General features: G+C 52.5%; 12 protein-coding genes. 5 read left to right on the forward strand and 7 right to left on the reverse strand.

Annotated elements, in window-relative coordinates:
- Positions 1-121: 121 nt before the first annotated feature.
- Entirely contained in the window at positions 122-625 is a 504-nt protein-coding gene (locus ACQUQM_RS07870) for a gamma-glutamylcyclotransferase family protein (RefSeq protein ID WP_432473934.1), read from the reverse strand.
- A gap of 94 nt (positions 626-719) precedes the next feature.
- Here ACQUQM_RS07870 and ACQUQM_RS07875 point away from each other — a divergent pair, with 94 nt between their 5' ends.
- Positions 720-1,043, forward strand: a complete 324-nt coding sequence (locus ACQUQM_RS07875) for a hypothetical protein (protein WP_432473935.1) — start codon at positions 720-722, stop codon at positions 1,041-1,043.
- A gap of 28 nt (positions 1,044-1,071) precedes the next feature.
- Here the strand turns inward: ACQUQM_RS07875 and ACQUQM_RS07880 are convergent, their stop codons facing one another.
- A complete protein-coding gene (locus ACQUQM_RS07880) occupies positions 1,072-2,310 on the reverse strand; it encodes a DEAD/DEAH box helicase (RefSeq protein ID WP_432473936.1) in 1,239 nt (412 codons plus the stop codon).
- 161 nt (positions 2,311-2,471) lie between these two features.
- On the opposite strand from ACQUQM_RS07880, the gene ACQUQM_RS07885 reads away from it, so the two are divergent.
- Positions 2,472-3,785 carry a GGDEF domain-containing protein gene (locus ACQUQM_RS07885; protein ID WP_432473937.1) on the forward strand — a complete coding sequence of 438 codons (1,314 nt, stop codon included), beginning with the start codon at positions 2,472-2,474 and terminating at the stop codon, positions 3,783-3,785.
- Between the two features lie 173 nt (positions 3,786-3,958).
- Complete coding sequence (locus ACQUQM_RS07890) at positions 3,959-4,537, forward strand: DUF5610 domain-containing protein (protein ID WP_432473938.1); 579 nt, start codon at positions 3,959-3,961, stop codon at positions 4,535-4,537.
- A gap of 5 nt (positions 4,538-4,542) precedes the next feature.
- Here the strand turns inward: ACQUQM_RS07890 and ACQUQM_RS07895 are convergent, their stop codons facing one another.
- Genes ACQUQM_RS07895 through ACQUQM_RS07905 form a run of 3 tightly spaced genes read right to left on the reverse strand, consistent with a single transcriptional unit; the run spans position 4,543 to position 9,315 of the window.
- Positions 4,543-5,892, reverse strand: a complete 1,350-nt coding sequence (locus tag ACQUQM_RS07895) for a hypothetical protein (protein WP_432473939.1) — start codon at positions 5,890-5,892, stop codon at positions 4,543-4,545.
- 20 nt (positions 5,893-5,912) lie between these two features.
- Complete coding sequence (locus ACQUQM_RS07900; RefSeq protein ID WP_432473940.1) at positions 5,913-6,725, reverse strand: outer membrane lipoprotein-sorting protein; 813 nt, start codon at positions 6,723-6,725, stop codon at positions 5,913-5,915.
- Entirely contained in the window at positions 6,718-9,315 is a 2,598-nt protein-coding gene (locus ACQUQM_RS07905) for an efflux RND transporter permease subunit (RefSeq protein ID WP_432473941.1), read from the reverse strand. Before ACQUQM_RS07905 ends, ACQUQM_RS07900 begins: the two co-directional genes overlap by 8 nt.
- A 238-nt stretch (positions 9,316-9,553) precedes the next feature.
- On the opposite strand from ACQUQM_RS07905, the gene ACQUQM_RS07910 reads away from it, so the two are divergent.
- A complete protein-coding gene (locus ACQUQM_RS07910) occupies positions 9,554-9,862 on the forward strand; it encodes an ArsR/SmtB family transcription factor (RefSeq protein WP_432474810.1) in 309 nt (102 codons plus the stop codon).
- A gap of 99 nt (positions 9,863-9,961) precedes the next feature.
- Here the strand turns inward: ACQUQM_RS07910 and ACQUQM_RS07915 are convergent, their stop codons facing one another.
- Complete coding sequence (locus ACQUQM_RS07915) at positions 9,962-11,227, reverse strand: MFS transporter (protein WP_432473942.1); 1,266 nt, start codon at positions 11,225-11,227, stop codon at positions 9,962-9,964.
- A gap of 150 nt (positions 11,228-11,377) precedes the next feature.
- Positions 11,378-14,110, reverse strand: coding sequence for a GNAT family N-acetyltransferase (locus ACQUQM_RS07920; RefSeq protein WP_432473943.1), 2,733 nt, complete (start codon positions 14,108-14,110; stop codon positions 11,378-11,380).
- 419 nt (positions 14,111-14,529) lie between these two features.
- Between ACQUQM_RS07920 and ACQUQM_RS07925 the strand changes: the two genes are divergently transcribed.
- Positions 14,530-15,114: a HupE/UreJ family protein gene (locus ACQUQM_RS07925; RefSeq protein WP_432473944.1), complete on the forward strand. Its 585-nt coding sequence runs from the start codon at positions 14,530-14,532 to the stop codon at positions 15,112-15,114.
- Positions 15,115-15,268: the final 154 nt, after the last annotated feature.

Below are 15,268 nucleotides of genomic sequence, written 5' to 3' on the forward strand. Positions count from 1 at the left end.
AGCAGAAGATGTAGTAGTTGTTAGCAGAAGATGTAACTTTTAGCAGGAGCTGTAGTACTTATCAGAAGAGCATTCACCAGAAGGATTCGCTGCTCATGGATAAACCCCGGCAATAAATCGGTTAAAGCTGGCCGGTGTAAATAGCCATCTGTTCCCGGCTGCGCATGATATCGGTGTCAACCACTGCACTGACGCCTTCGATCCGGGCGATATACTCCCCGGGTAGTAAAGCCTCCCTGGCACCGGTCAATACATGGTGCTTATACCAGTGAAACGGATCGATCGCCGGATCGATATGGGTCGCGAAATAAAGCACAGCCTGCCTGACATCCCCTCCTGCAGAGAAGACTGTCACTATCTTTTCATCGTAGCCTGCGCCTAAGCCTTCAAAGCGGTCGAGCAGCCGTTTATCCCGGTGCGAGATCCTGAACAGCACGCCATACAAAAGATGTTGGCTATCACCGGTCTGGAACGCATCACACTTGCCTGAGCCATCACGGCCAATCTTATGAAACCTCAGTTCATGCTGAGGCAGGCTGTAACAACCCAGCTTACGCGTAGCACCGAGTCGCGACACGATACGCGCAAGGGACATATTTGAACCATAAGCAAAGTAATTAATCACGCCGCCTCCGGATCTGCTTGCTATAGTCTAAGTTTAACTGCAGATTGCTCACCGGGCTTTGTTTAGCAGGAAGACACCAATAACAGGGATTGTTATGCAGACATTCAATCGCAATAGCTACCGCTTATTGAGTTCGTTACTCATGGTATTTCTAGCGTCGACAATCAGTATTCCAGCAGATGCTGGTATCAGAATGGCTGACGGCCAGCTGATTTCGACTGGCCACAGTAGCACTAAACTGCTCCACTATCTGGGCAAGCCGATCAGCAGATCCAGCAGCCATGGCTGCCTCAACCGGCGCTGCAGTAAAAAGGGTAAGATCGAGTCGTGGATCTATTATTACGACAACCGCACCTGGACCATCAGCATATCCGGTGGCGTCATTATCGATACTAAATGGACCCGCAGGAACCGCTAGAATAGCGGATTAGTGGCTTAGAAGGACATTACCGTCGGCGTCGGGCCGGTTTTTTACCCAGCGCCCGCTCTCTGGCCCTTTTTTTCTGCGCACCACGGCTATTTTTACCGGATGATTTAACGACCCGATCAAGATCCGGTTCAAACCCCGGCAGCCACTGTTGCAGCAGTCGGCTATCCAGCACTCTTTCGATCTCTTCCAGCAGGTGTCTTTCCTCTTCGCTGAGCAGCGATACCGCGGTTCCTGAGCCACCGGCACGACCGGTACGCCCGATTCGATGGATGTAATCTTCAGGGTTAAATGGCAGCTCATAGTTGATAACATACTTTAACTCATCGATATCCAGCCCCCGGGCTGCAACATCGGTCGCCACCAGCACCTGTACAGAACCCGCCCTGAAATCCTCTAAAGCGCGCTCTCGCTTAGCCTGTGATTTATCGCCATGGATCGCCTGGGCGGTAATAGCCGCACTGCCGAGGTATTCGACGAGTTTATCCGCGCCCTGTTTGGTCCGGGTGAAAACCAGCACCTGCTGCCAGTTACCCGCACTGATCAGATGCGCTGTAATCTCCCGCTTACGCTCCGGATCGACATTGTAGATAGTCTGCTTAACATTGATCGCGGTACTGTTACGTTGATCAACCTCGATCAGCTGCGGCTGATCCAGCAAACGTTTTGCGAACTTAAATACCTGATTATCGAAGGTCGCCGAGAACAACAACGTCTGGCGCTGCTGCGGCACCACCGCCATTATCTTGCCAATCTCTTCGCTGAATCCCATGTCCAGCATCCGGTCCGCTTCATCAAGCACCAGAGTTTGCAAAGCTGACAGATCGATCACCGACCTGAATATCAGATCCAGCAGTCGGCCCGGTGTCGCCACGACGATATCAGCGCCGTTACGCAGCTGTTCAATCTGCTCATCGATTGCCGCGCCGCCATACACCAGAACGCAGTTTAGCGGGCTGAATTGCCCGTAACGATTAAAGCTCTTATAGACCTGTTGCGCCAGCTCACGGGTCGGGGTCAGTATCAGGGCGCGGATCGTCCGCGGCCCCGTCGTGTTAACAACATCGCAAAGGCGCTGCAGTACCGGCAAAGCGAAAGCCGCCGTTTTGCCGGTACCGGTTTGCGCACCAGCCATCAGATCACGGCCATCGAGCACCACCGGAATCGCCGCCGCCTGCACCGCCGTCGGAACGCTATAACCCTGTTCAGATACCGCTTTAATCAGATCCTGATTAAGGCCTAATTCGGAAAACCCCATCGCCAGCCCATACCCCTTAACAATTTCGCGAAGTTTAACAGATTTGAAGGCGCTATTATTACCAGTTTTCTACATCCGCGCTGCCCAAAGCGGTTACTTTTACAGTTTCTTTAACAGCAGTCCGTGCTAGCATTCAAACAGCCGTTTCAGAGGAGCTGCCCTTGTTCGTCCATACCCTGTTAAAAGTGCTGCGTCTGCTGATTCCAGCGCTTATCCTGCTGGTAGCAGGCATCACCGGTTTAAGCTATCTGGCCGTGCTTCCGCTGCACTATCAATCGCTGTTCAGCCAGCTGCCGTTGATACTTGCATCGATCTGCCTGATTCTCTGTATCAGCTTTAACCAGGGGCGTCTGTTTCTCGCCAGCCTGAATATCCTGTGCCTGTTCTCACTGATTCAGTCGGATCTGCAAACCTCGCTGAATAATCCGGCCAACTTCGTTCTGTTTTCGCTGCTGACGGTACTATTTCCATTACAACAGCTGCTATTAGCAATGTACCCGGAAAAAGGCTTCAGCCTGCGCTGGGCTTTGCCCCGGGGAGCGATAATCGCAACCCCCTACCTGCTGGCCCATCTGCTCAATCAGGCAGGGGTTATGGCCAGCTGGATTACGCAGCTACCGATGAGCCTGATCGAACTGGCATTTGACCCTCTGTTATTGAGTCAGGCCGCCTGCAGCCTGTTTTTGTTCAGTTTAGCCATCAATATGCTGGTGCTGTACTTCAGAGCGACCCTTGCCGATGCGGCGATTCTGGCATCAACTCTGGGCTGTGCCCTGACCCTGCTATGGTTTGACAGAGCATTCATCTCGGCGCTGTATGCCAGCCTGATTCTGCTGTTGTTCCTGTATACCGTACTGTTTAACTCTTACAGCATGGCATTTATCGATGAACTGACCGGGTTACCGGGACGCCGTGCACTGGAAAACCATCTGTCCAGTATCGGGCGCAACTATAGCCTGGCGATGGTCGATATCGATCACTTTAAGAAATTTAACGACAGTTACGGCCACGATGTCGGAGATCAGGTGCTACGCATGGTCGCCAGCCAGATGAAACAAGCGGCAAAAGGTGCCAGCCTGTTCCGCTATGGTGGCGAGGAGTTCACCCTGGTATTTAAAGGTCAGGATGAAGCGACAGCCCTGCCGATAGCGGAAAAAATTCGCGAAGCCGTAGCCAACTATCCCATGCGCATCCGGGATAAGGACCGCCCGGAAGATTCCCAAAAAGGCCGCCAGCAACGCACATCCCGGCGTAAGAAAAAACAGGATTGCGAAATTGTACAGGTCTGTATCAGTATCGGCCTGTGCCAGAAGACAGAACAGCACAGTCATAGCCGTGATGTGCTGAAGCAGGCCGATGAATCTCTATACCAGGCGAAAAACCAGGGCCGTAACCGCACGGTTGCCGCCCATATTTCTCAGACCCGCCAACGTAAACAGGCCACCCGTACGAAATCAGCCGCCGAACATGCCTGAGTACTGTTTATGTCCAAGCACTATTCAGTTGCAAGGTTGAACCTGAATAGTTTTCATATGAGAATTCAGACCTGCGGCCGATAACTCCCCTTCGCTAAACAGTTTCCAGCGCAAAAACTTTCCTGTTTTAAAAGCAACGGGTATCGTAAGCCTATTCACAGAGGAGGTCCGGTATGGATTTAACATCAGTTCAGGGACAACCGGTCGGCAGCCGGACAGCTGAGACGCAACAAAACCGGGTTCAAACCCAACCAACGCAGAGCAAAACGGAACAGAACCAGTCGATCCTGCAAGCCTCGCTGAAAGTCAGTATCAGCTCGGGCAATGACTCTCTTACCCTACTCTACCGTAGCGCGGTGAATGAGCTTAATCAGGTACTGGAAGCTGATCTTGGCAGCAATGCCATCGACGAGGCCTATAGTTCCGGTATAGATGTAAGCCCTGATGCTACCGCCGAGCGTATCGTGTCCCTGAGTACCGCATTCTTCAGTAGCTATCAGGAACAACACCCCGAGATGGACCTGGAAACCCAGTTAAACTCGTTTGTAGAACTGATAAGCTCAGGCATCGACCAGGGCTTCAGCGAAGCCAGGGAGATTCTCGACGGCCTGCAGGTACTTGAAGGCGATATTGCTGCCAATATCGATACGACTTATGAACTGGTACAAAATAAGCTGACTGCGTTCCTCGACACCTTGCTGCAAAGCAGTGTGACTGAAACCACAGATGACACAGTGTCCAGCGACGCCTGAGCCGGTCAAAACGCATACCGCAAACGCGCGTAAATATTTGTAGCATCCTCAAACTGGCCAAAGAAGGTGTGCGGCTGGTCACCGCTAAAGATATTCGCTCCCAGCGCCATACTCAGATTGTCGTCGAAACGATAGCTGACCAGCGGCCGGATAAAGTGATCCTGATCGCTCGGCGAGTAATAGGCGAACAGCGACAGAATCAGATTATCCTGCCACATCCGATAGCGCAGCCGCGTTGTATACAGATGGCGGTATTCGTCGGGCTCGAATTGCGAGCCCGATGCCCTCTTCAGTTCAGCGTAATCCAGCGTTTGTTCCAGATAATACTGCAGCCCCAGTGTCAGCCTGGGCAACAACTCCTGTTCGTATCCGAGCAGAAAGCGCAACTGATCATTGGGCGTTAACGGATCACTGCCGACGTCATCTGCAGCCATATGCAGCGCCAGTTCGGCATTCGCCAATCCCCGCCCCAGATTACCCCTGATACTGGCACCCAGCACATCCAGCCGGGTAAATGCCGGACGACCCTGGCTATCCAATGCGTTGGGCTGTTTCTGAAAACCCCGGTAGCCGTATACCGCCCATTCTGTATTGGATACACTGCCAAAGATGCGCAACGCCAGTTCACTGTCAGACAGGCTGTCAGGTCTGTCCGGGTCGATCTTACCCTCAGGAGCTGCGATGTTCCGGCCCGCCAGCGGTGAAAAATAGGAAAACCGCTCCCCGTCGATATAACGATCGGGAGTAAATTTCGGCATCCAAACCAGATCGATGCTGGCTTGTTTACCGTAATAACTGCCTTTGATCGCCGCCACCGGCGCTTTCAGATATTCAGTGTCACGCCCGGAGAAAAACGACTGCCAGTCTTTGGGAAACATATCGTTGAGGAACAGCAGGTCGCCGGTTCCCCAGGTCAAAACCTGCTGCCCCAGTTTGAAATCCCAGGACTGCCGTACGCTGAAACTGTAGCTTGCCTCACGCAGATCCAGACTCAGGCCATCACTGACACCGTCGGCATACAGGTCAGCCTTTAGCCCGTAACGGTTATCGCCATGATAGCCGGTGGTTTCCAGTCGCAGTCGCAGATCGGCAAGCGTCAGCTCTTCAGCCAATGCAGGGTCATCATTCAGCCGGGCTCCGGCCGCACTTTCAATAAACCCGGTCCAGACCGAACCAGCTGTCTCTTCGGTCCAGCGATCATCACCCCAGTCATCATCTGCGACGATATCTGTTGCCGCGCCTGTTGCCGCGCCTGTTGCCGCGCCTGTTGCCGCGCCTGTTGTCGCGTCAGTTGCCCCGTAAACCTGACCCGACAACAACGACAGCGCAAGCAAAACACCAGTAAACTTTCTCATGCGGATCTCCGGTAAAGCTATCACTCAGGCCGCTTTAGCCAGCGGCGTGGCGGATTACGCAACGAGCGCTCGCTGAACACGTCCGCCTGCATACCCAGATCGTAACGGATAAACCTGAACTCCATGGTGGTACTGGCGCCACTCAACAGATCACTGACACGGGATCTGGTCACGGTTGGATAGCCATCAACATCGGCGGTGGCAAGCACTTCCACCCGCCGAAAAAGTTTATCATTAGCATCGTAGTATTCGATCTTCATGGGCAGCATAGAGCGCTTATCGATCCATACCTGATAGCGGCTGAACTCGACCGTTGCGGCATCCTCAGGCGTACTTTCCAATCGATAAAATTCGCTGCTGGTTTCAAGCAAACGGTGCTGATCAGCATTCGGGTTACGGCCAGACACATCTTCATAGAAATAGTGCGAGCCGACAAAACTGGTGCGTTTATCACCGGCGGAGATCCGTTTCACCAGATCCAGTCCCGGCAGGTAGAGCCAGCGGTCATCATCGCTCTGCGCATGCTTCTCCACCAGGAACACCGTATTACGTACATCCGCCGGGCGACTGAACACCACCAGAAACTGTTGATCGCCGCCGTCACTATGATCACGGCGCAGAATGGTAAATTGCCGCTGCTGCTTACGCCCCTGGGCATCCAGAATCAGCATACGCGCTTCAGAGCGGCCATCCGCGCCTTGGTAATAAGCCGCCTGGTTAGCTTGCTTAACGATCTCTGTGACATTAGTAAGATCATCGGCATAGGCTGGTGCCGATACCGGCAAGAAAAGGAAACACGACAATGTAAGACCGGTTAACAGTGATTTAAACATGGCTGGTTTCTCCTTTTTTTGTTTGCTTAGCTGAATTACGCTTTACGCCGAACAGCGCGTCTTTATCTCTGATCAGTTGCATCACCGCCGGCAACAGTACGATAGTCACGACCGCGGATACCGCCATGATCGTCGCCAGAAAGAAGCCCACGGTGATATAGGGCATCAATGGTGCAAACAGCAGCGGGGTAAAGCCGATCGCGACCACCACGGCATTCCGGCTGATCGCACGCGACGGCCCCCGGTAGACCTCGGCAATAGTCTGCTGCCAGTCACCGCATTCACGATAGGTGGCACGGGTGCGCTCCAGAAAGTGGATCGCGAAGTCTACCGACAAACCCAGGGTCAACGCAGACAACACCGCTATCGGCATATCATAATCTTTGCCGATCAAACCGATCAGGCCATAGATAAACAGAATGGTAATGCTCAGCGGCAGCATCGACAGCAGGCCAATTTTGATTGACCGGAACAGCAGCACCATGATCAGCAGGACCATCACAAAAGCCCCCAGCAGGCTGTTCAGCATTCCGTTGACCATCGCTTCCTGCCAGACCACGTTAATATAGGTCAGGCCGGCCCAGTTCAGGGTAACCCCTTGCGGTAGCGGATGCTCTGTCACGTAGTGATCCACCAGAGCCAGCACCCGGCTCATATCCTGATTGTCACCGCTACTCAGCTGCAACCACAAAGTCGTCGCCCGGTAATCCGGGGTTACCATATGCCACAGGTCATCCGGCCGGTGTGAAGACTGAAAGCTCAAAATAGTCTGTGCCGCCGCATTCGCCGTAGGCGGAAGTGTATATTGCGACGGGTCACCGCCCCGCAGCTCCCGATAGACGGTTTTCAGCAATACCGGCAAGCCGTTGCTCTTGCCGACGTATTCAGAACTGTCGAGATAGTTTTGCAACTTATCGAGGTAGCTCAGTGCTGCAGGGGTAAGAAAGTATTTTGCATCAGACTGCGCCTGTTCAGTGGTTTCCAACAGTTCCAGCCATAAGGCTTCATTAGCGCTGTCGTCATAGGCCAGCTGATCGAACAACACAACCAGCTCATCGGTCAGCTCACTGAAAGACAGATCCTGGTTTTTGATACTACCGGCAATATAACCCGTAAGATCTATACCCTGCTTAGTCGCCTGTAGTGCTAACTGTTCTAGCAAGGGCTGTTTCAGCTCACCGGTTTTTTCCAATACCAGAAACGCGTTGTAGGTACCGGGAAAGTGCTGGTTCATAACTTTATCTGCCACCCGCAGCGGATGATCCGACTTAAACCAGCGCACCGGATTATCATTGATCTGAATCTGGCTCACGCCATAGGCGCTTAGGCCCGCAACTACAGCAAAGATAAACAGCAAGCCCTTCGCTTTCGCAATTGAAAAGCGGCCGGTGCGCGCCAGCAAACGGCCCAGCAGAGAACTGTCGTCATCAGCGATATTATGATCGCGCAGCTTTGCCATCCGTTCCGGAGACAGGCTGATAATATAGGCTGGCACCAGCGTTATGGTCAGCAGAAACGCCAGCATAATGCCGAAGGCAACGTGCAGGCCAAAAATCTGTACCGGGGGAATCGGCGTCAACGCCAGCGAGGCAAAACCCACCGCCGAGGTCACCGAGGTATACAGCATCGGCGTAAACAGATGTTGCAGCACTTTATTCAAGGCGGACCTGGGATCATCACCCGGACGGTACCGATCGGCAAACTCCGACAGGATATGCACCGAATCCACCACCGCGATCGGCATCAGGAAGATCGGAATCATCGAACTCATGATATGCACTGTATAGCCCTGGCCAATGAGCAGGCCCATCGTGATAATCACCGCCCCCATAGCAACCAGCATCGGCGCAGTTATCAAGAGAAAGCTGCGAAAGAACACCCACATCAGGATAAAGATCATCAGGCCGGCTAATGGCGCGGAGATCGCCATCTGTACGAACATCTCCACACCAAAGGTATCTTCTGCGACCGGCAAACCGGATATGTAATACTGGTTATCCCGCGGCAGGTTTTCGACGACCGCCTGAATCTCGTTAGAGATGCGGTAACTTTCCGATTTGTGGGTGATCGGAATATAGATACCCGCCGCCTCGCCATCGGCCGATACCAGGGTGTTATTCAACAGCGGCAGGCGCTCGACTGCAGCTCTGATCTGATCAACCTGTTCGGCCGAGTCAGGCAGCCGCTTCATCATCCATTCAAAACGAATAGTACTTGATTCAGTCCCGCTGCCTTCCTGGCTTATATTGTCGACCCGATCCAGCGCCATCAGATCCTGACTTATGACGCCTTCGATGCCGGCAATCGCTTCTGACAGCTGCTGTAACGCGGTCAGCGAGCCAATATTATAGATACCCTCTGCGCCGTTATTCACCACCCCGACCACGACCATATCATGCAGACCGAAGCGCTGTTTTACCTCATCATGGAACAGCCGCGCCGGATTATCATGGGGCAGCATATTCTCAGGGTCGGTATCCACCTTAATCGACGGGATCTGCAAGCCAGCCAGGACGGTTAAAAGTAATATCGCCAGGAACACCCACTTCGGGCGGTTCATACTCAGATTGATGAGCGCAGACTTGAGCATCACAACACCTTTTTCGGTTATAACCTTATAGTAATTACGACAAGTATATTAGCAAAACCTAATGTATAAAAGTACTTTATTAGTAAATTGCGATTTACCCTTCGATAATCTAGAATTCCGTAGCATCTGTACGGCTATGTGGCGATCCTGCAAAGCAGCAGAAAATAACAAAAACAAGCAACACCAGAACAGGCAACAAAAATTGGAGATAGATGTGGCCAGTATTTCAGATCATCCGATGACGCCAGAAACCCTGGCGATGATGAAAGAGAACTCCAGTAAAGCAGCAAAACTGATGAAAGCGCTGGGCAATGAAAGCCGCTTGCTGATCCTCTGCTACCTGGACGGCAAAGAACTATCGGTCACCCAGCTCAACGAATGCCTCGACCTGAGCCAGTCTGCCCTGTCACAGCACCTGGCAGTGCTGCGCAAAGACGGCCTGGTGCAAACCCGCCGTGAATCCCAGACTATCTATTATTCCCTGTCCGGCAACACCGCCACCCGCATCATCCACACCCTGCATGAGATGTTCTGCCCGACGATGTGATCTGAGCGCAAATCCAGAATATAAAAAAGGGCTCGCAATGAGCCCTTTTTTTTATTGTCATAGTGATCTGTCTTTTAGACAGATTTATTCTGAACCCGGTTATACTCTTTCTTTTGCTGCGCTACTAGTAGACCCCGGTCCCATAATCGGTGTTTTTCTGACCTCGATGACGTACATCCAGATCAGCGATACCCAGGTAATACCGAACATCAGCATGAAAGCGGAAGACCTGACTGCTGTGAGATCGAGTAACGCACCAAACATTATTGGCAGTATAAAGCCGCCCAGACCACCCGCCAGGCCAACAATGCCGGAAACCGCACCCATATTATCCGGATATTCATCGGCAATGTATTTGTAGACCGATGCTTTACCAAACGCCATGGCGACACCGACTATGAATAGCAGGATTGTAAATATTGTAGGCGTCAGTGCGATCTCGAAGGTCTGCGGACCCTCAATGGTTTGGATGGTAAATTCCGTTTGCGGATAGGACATCAGGAACAGGCAGATCCAGCACACCCACATTACCCACCAGGTGACCGAATGGGCACCATACTTATCTGAGAACCAGCCGCCAAATGCCCTTAATATACCGCCGGGCAGCGAAAAGCAGGCCGCCAGCAATGCCGCTGTTTTCAGATCAAAGCCGTATTCACCGATATAGTATTTGGTCATCCACAACGCCAGCGCGACGTAGCCACCGAACACAAATGAATAGTATTGGCAGTAACGCCAGACATGCGGGTCTTTTAGTACCTTCAGCTGATCGGCAAAAGTAACATCAGAAGCGATACGGTGGCTTTTATCTTCAAAACTGAAAAACCAGAACAGGATGGCGGTAACAAGCATGATAACCGCGTAGGTTGTCGGCACCATCTCCCAGCCAAACGCGATCACAATCGATGGTGCGATCAGCTTGGTCAGAGCGGAGCCGGCGTTACCTGCGCCGAAGATACCCATGGCTAATCCCTGGTTACTCTTATCAAACCATTTGGCAACGTAGGCGATGCCGACCGAAAATGAGCCGCCCGCCACACCAACAAAAAGCCCCAACACAATGAAATGCCAGAATTCTGTTGCCATAGAAAGAAGGTAGATAGGTGCTACCGTCGAAAGCATCAGCAGGAAGAGTACAATTCTTCCACCAAATTTATCCCCAAGCAAGCCCAGCGGTAGCCGCGTCAGGGAACCGGTCAGTACCGGTGTTGCGGCCAAGAGGCCAAACTGGGTCTCATTAAGACCTAGTTGTTCTTTAATCGGGATGCCGATCACCGCGAACATCATCCAGATCATAAAGCAGACGGTGAAGGACAGTGTACTCGAGGTGAGAACCACTCCCTGTTTCAATTTCAAACTAGCCATGTACTATCTCCTTAAGTAAGGTCATGCCGCATAGTGAATGAAGACCATAAGAAAAGCCAAAGTTTACATGTATTTACCGGTTTCCGGTAAGGATATGACAGAAAAAAGGACTCATATTGAGTCCTTTTTAGATTTTCAGCCGATCTGAAATCAGTGCTGCAGACGATAGATCTGCCAGTCTTCAACCGGTTTATTCAGCATCATCTCCATCTCGATCACATCTTCTTCCATGTTGTAGCTGTTTTTAAAGCCCAGCTTCTGCGCCAGCCCCTGCATCCCCTTATTAGAAGTCAGGGTCGAACCCATCAGCATCAGGGTGCCCCGCGCTTTGCAGTAATCGACCGCTTTCTGCATCAGTACCACGCCGAGGCCCTCGCCCTGCAGATCGTCCCGAATCACCACTGAAAATTCGGCACGGACGTTATCGGCATCGGTCACCGCCCGCACCACACCCAGGGTTTCCCAGCCGATGCCATCGACTTTCGGCGCGGTAACGATAAAGGCCATTTCACGGTCGTAATCGATCTGGGTCCAGTTGGCCAGCTCCTGGTGGGTCGGAATGCCCCGGCTATAGAAGTAGCGCAGGCGGATCGATTCCGGGCTGAGTTTGTTGTAAAACTCCAGATGATTGGGTTCGTCCTCGCCACGAATCGCCCGTACTATGCCTTTGCGTTTCGAGCGTTTCAGCACGATATTTTCGGTCAGGTGTTCCGGATAAGGAGAAATGGACAGTTGCGACGGTTCGCCTAAGGAAACCGATACATCGACCGCCAGTACGCCACGATGGTTGATCAGCAGCGGGTTGATCTCCAGACCTTTAAGGTTAGGCAGCTCAACCACCATCTGCGACAGTTTGATCAACAGCTCACTGAGCTGGTCAAGATCGCGCTCCAGCTGATCGCTGTTCTCTTTCAGAATCGAGTAAACGTGGGAGTTCATCACCAGCTGCCGCGCCAGACTGAGATTCAGTGGTGGCAACATCACCTGCCGGTCAGCCATTACATCGACCGCGTAACCGCCGCTGCCAAAGACCAGTAAGGGGCCGAATACCGGGTCCCGGGTTATGCCCATATTGATCTGCACCGACTGAAAGCCCCGCTTCATCTGCTGCAGGCAGAAGCCCAACATCTCATCGTTGGGGAAGCGCTCCTGCACCCGGTAAGCCAGTTTAGTCACCGCATGCTTCACCTCACCGGAGGAAAACAGGTCCAGCGCCAGGTCTTTCCAGCGCAGGTGGTTCTTGTGGTCATAGTTAAACGGGTAGATATTTTCCTGATGCATTACCTTAACCGCGACCGCCCCGCCCAGCTTCTGCGCGATTTCCACCACCTGATCGACATCGTCGGCATAGTGGCTGTTGGATACCGGGATCTCATACTGGTCGAGCAGGTCACAAGCTTCTGCATGGGTCAGATAATCGCGCTTCTCCGCCAGGGCATCGGCGATCAGTTGCTTGGCATGTTTGTGATTCTGCTCATTCTGCCCGACAAACGGTGCCGGGGTCTGCTTCATCACCGCCTGGTTGCGGCGGAAATCGACCATGTGCATAAAGGCATTGATCGCTTCTTCGGGGGTAATAAAGGTGGTCACACCGGCGCTGTTAAAGTGATTACGGGATTCGATCGCCGTGCTGCGCCCCATCCAGCAGGTCAGTACATTACGCGGTGTGTTGCGGGCGACCTTGATAATCTCATCGGCGGTCTCAACCCCGGGAGCCAGCCGGGTCGGCGCATGGATAACCAGCACCGCATCGACATTTTTATCTTTAGTCAGTATCTGGGTGGCACGGGCAAAGCGTTCCGGCGTGGCATCAGCATGCAGATCGATTGGATTCTGCAGGTTCCAGTGTTCCGGCAAAACTTCACGCAACGCGGTAACGGTCTCGTCGGTCAGCTGGGATAGCTCACCGCCGCGTTTAATTAACTGGTCGGTAGCCAGGGCGTTCGGCCCCATACCGTTACAGACGATGGCCAGACGTTCGCCACGCATCGGCTTCATGCGGGACAGGGTTTCCAGCGCGTTATACAGCTGATCGCTGGTTTCTACCCGCACCACACCCGCCCGGCGCAACGCGGCATCGTAAACCAGGTCTTCATCTTTAATACCCGGCGCGACGTCCCCTTTATCTTCATCAAATACGATGTCGGATTTCAGCACCAGCACCAGCTTGTTGCGGGAAGCCGAGCGCAATGAGCTGAGAAAGTTACGTGATGAGCCAATTACATGATCCAGCTGTAACAGAATCGCCTGGGTATACGGGTCCTGCGCGAGGTAATCGATGATCGATGGCAGATCGACATCGACCCCGTCCCCCAGGGTCATGAAGTGCGAGAAACCGATCTCCTGGCCATTGGCCCAGTCGATCATCGCGGTACCCAACAGCCCTGACTGGCCGATATAGCTGACCTTGCCTTTACTGATATTAACGTGGGAGTAACTGGCGTTCATGTTCTGGCCGGGTACCAGCAGCCCCATACAGTCAGGCCCAAGAATACGGATACCATAAGGCTTCGCCGCCTCCCGAATATCATCGCGCAGGCAGTTACCGCGGGTTTCACTGGAGCGGGACAAACCACCGGTCAGGATCATCGCTGCCTTAACCATATGGGCACCGAGTTTGCGTACCAGATCGGCAACAGACTCAGGTGGCGAACAGATAATTGCCAGATCGGGCATTTCCGGCAATTTCGACAAGCTTTCGTAGCAGGTCACACCGAATACGGATTTATAGCCGCGCTTGTTAACCGCCATCAATTTGCCCTGATAGCCGCTTTCAAGCAGGTTATTCAGGACCACACCGCCCATGCTGTTTTCCCGTTCCGAGGCACCGAATACAGCAATGGATTTCGGTTTAAAAAAACGTTTGAGATACCTGGTACTCAAGACAGCTCTCCAGCTTATTGTGTTCTTTCATTAACTCTTTTCTATGGCCCGATTCTACTACTAAAAGCATTACTTCGCAGGTGCAGCATAAGGATTTATTACCCACTATGACTGATCCTGGTCATGAGGCATCACCAAAGTGGGTGATCCATCCTGATTAACCAGTTACCCCATTCAACTGGTAACCTGCTTTCCAGCCCAAACTCCGTAATATCAACAACACAATAGCCGACACTGAACCTGACCGCGAAAAACAGGGTGCAATTAAAAAATCTGATAATTACACAGTATTGGCCCTGTTTTTGCTTTTTTGACTCTAACAACAGAATTAACACCAGTACCCGTTAGGAATGATCCTATGGGCATAAAGCCTGACCGGTATCTGACTATTTTAGCTAAAAAATAAAAAGGTAGTGCATATGAAGCTAAGCCCTGTTTTCGCCATCACCGTAACCAGCGCCGCCATGCTGGCCACCGCCCCTGCTATGGCCCACACCGGAAGCGAAACCGCTGCAGGATTGATCGCCGGTTTTGCCCACCCCTTTACAGGTCTGGATCACTTGCTGGCGATGCTGGCCGTCGGTATCTGGGCAGCGCAACAGAAGGGCCGCTTGCAACTGAGTATCACTGCGACTTTTATAGCATTGCTGCTGACTGGCTTTATCAGCGCCGTAAACGGCTTTGTTATGCCACTGATGGAAGGCACTATCGCAACATCACTGCTGGTGTCAGGTTTGCTGATTTGCTGTGCCGCAAGGCTACCGGCACAGATCAGCCTGGCGCTGACGGCAGTATTTGCTCTGGCCCACGGTCAGGCCCACGGCATAGAGGTCGTTGGCATATCGGCGGTATTGTTCGCCGCAGGCTTTATCGCCGGATCGGCACTGCTGCAATTCTTCGGTGCAGTCTCAGCACAGGCACTACAACCGCGTATGCCATTAATCCTTAAAACTTTTGGCGGTATCACGGCTCTGATGGGTACAGCTCTGCTGCTAACGGCATAGCGTCAAAACCTGTAGATCTTAATCAAACCCTTACGTGTCCCCGTAAGGGTTCTGCTCTGCTGTTTTGATCACCCGAAACAGACAGTTTACCGGGCCCTGCCCGGTTTTTTTTTGCATCTCTGTAGCATCTGTAATTACACCGCATGAAAATCCT

This window comes from Amphritea sp. HPY (assembly GCF_050870985.1).
Classification (GTDB): domain Bacteria; phylum Pseudomonadota; class Gammaproteobacteria; order Pseudomonadales; family Balneatricaceae; genus Amphritea.

Coding starts and splice junctions, on each gene's coding strand:
- ACQUQM_RS07880 (WP_432473936.1), bottom strand. CDS start 2,310: ATGGGGTTTTCCGAATTAGGCCTTAATCAGGATCTGATTAAAGCGGTA.
- ACQUQM_RS07875 (WP_432473935.1), top strand. CDS start 720: ATGCAGACATTCAATCGCAATAGCTACCGCTTATTGAGTTCGTTACTC.
- ACQUQM_RS07900 (WP_432473940.1), bottom strand. CDS start 6,725: ATGTTTAAATCACTGTTAACCGGTCTTACATTGTCGTGTTTCCTTTTC.
- ACQUQM_RS07915 (WP_432473942.1), bottom strand. CDS start 11,227: ATGGCTAGTTTGAAATTGAAACAGGGAGTGGTTCTCACCTCGAGTACA.
- ACQUQM_RS07890 (WP_432473938.1), top strand. CDS start 3,959: ATGGATTTAACATCAGTTCAGGGACAACCGGTCGGCAGCCGGACAGCT.
- ACQUQM_RS07910 (WP_432474810.1), top strand. CDS start 9,554: ATGACGCCAGAAACCCTGGCGATGATGAAAGAGAACTCCAGTAAAGCA.
- ACQUQM_RS07905 (WP_432473941.1), bottom strand. CDS start 9,315: ATGCTCAAGTCTGCGCTCATCAATCTGAGTATGAACCGCCCGAAGTGG.
- ACQUQM_RS07925 (WP_432473944.1), top strand. CDS start 14,530: ATGAAGCTAAGCCCTGTTTTCGCCATCACCGTAACCAGCGCCGCCATG.
- ACQUQM_RS07895 (WP_432473939.1), bottom strand. CDS start 5,892: ATGAGAAAGTTTACTGGTGTTTTGCTTGCGCTGTCGTTGTTGTCGGGT.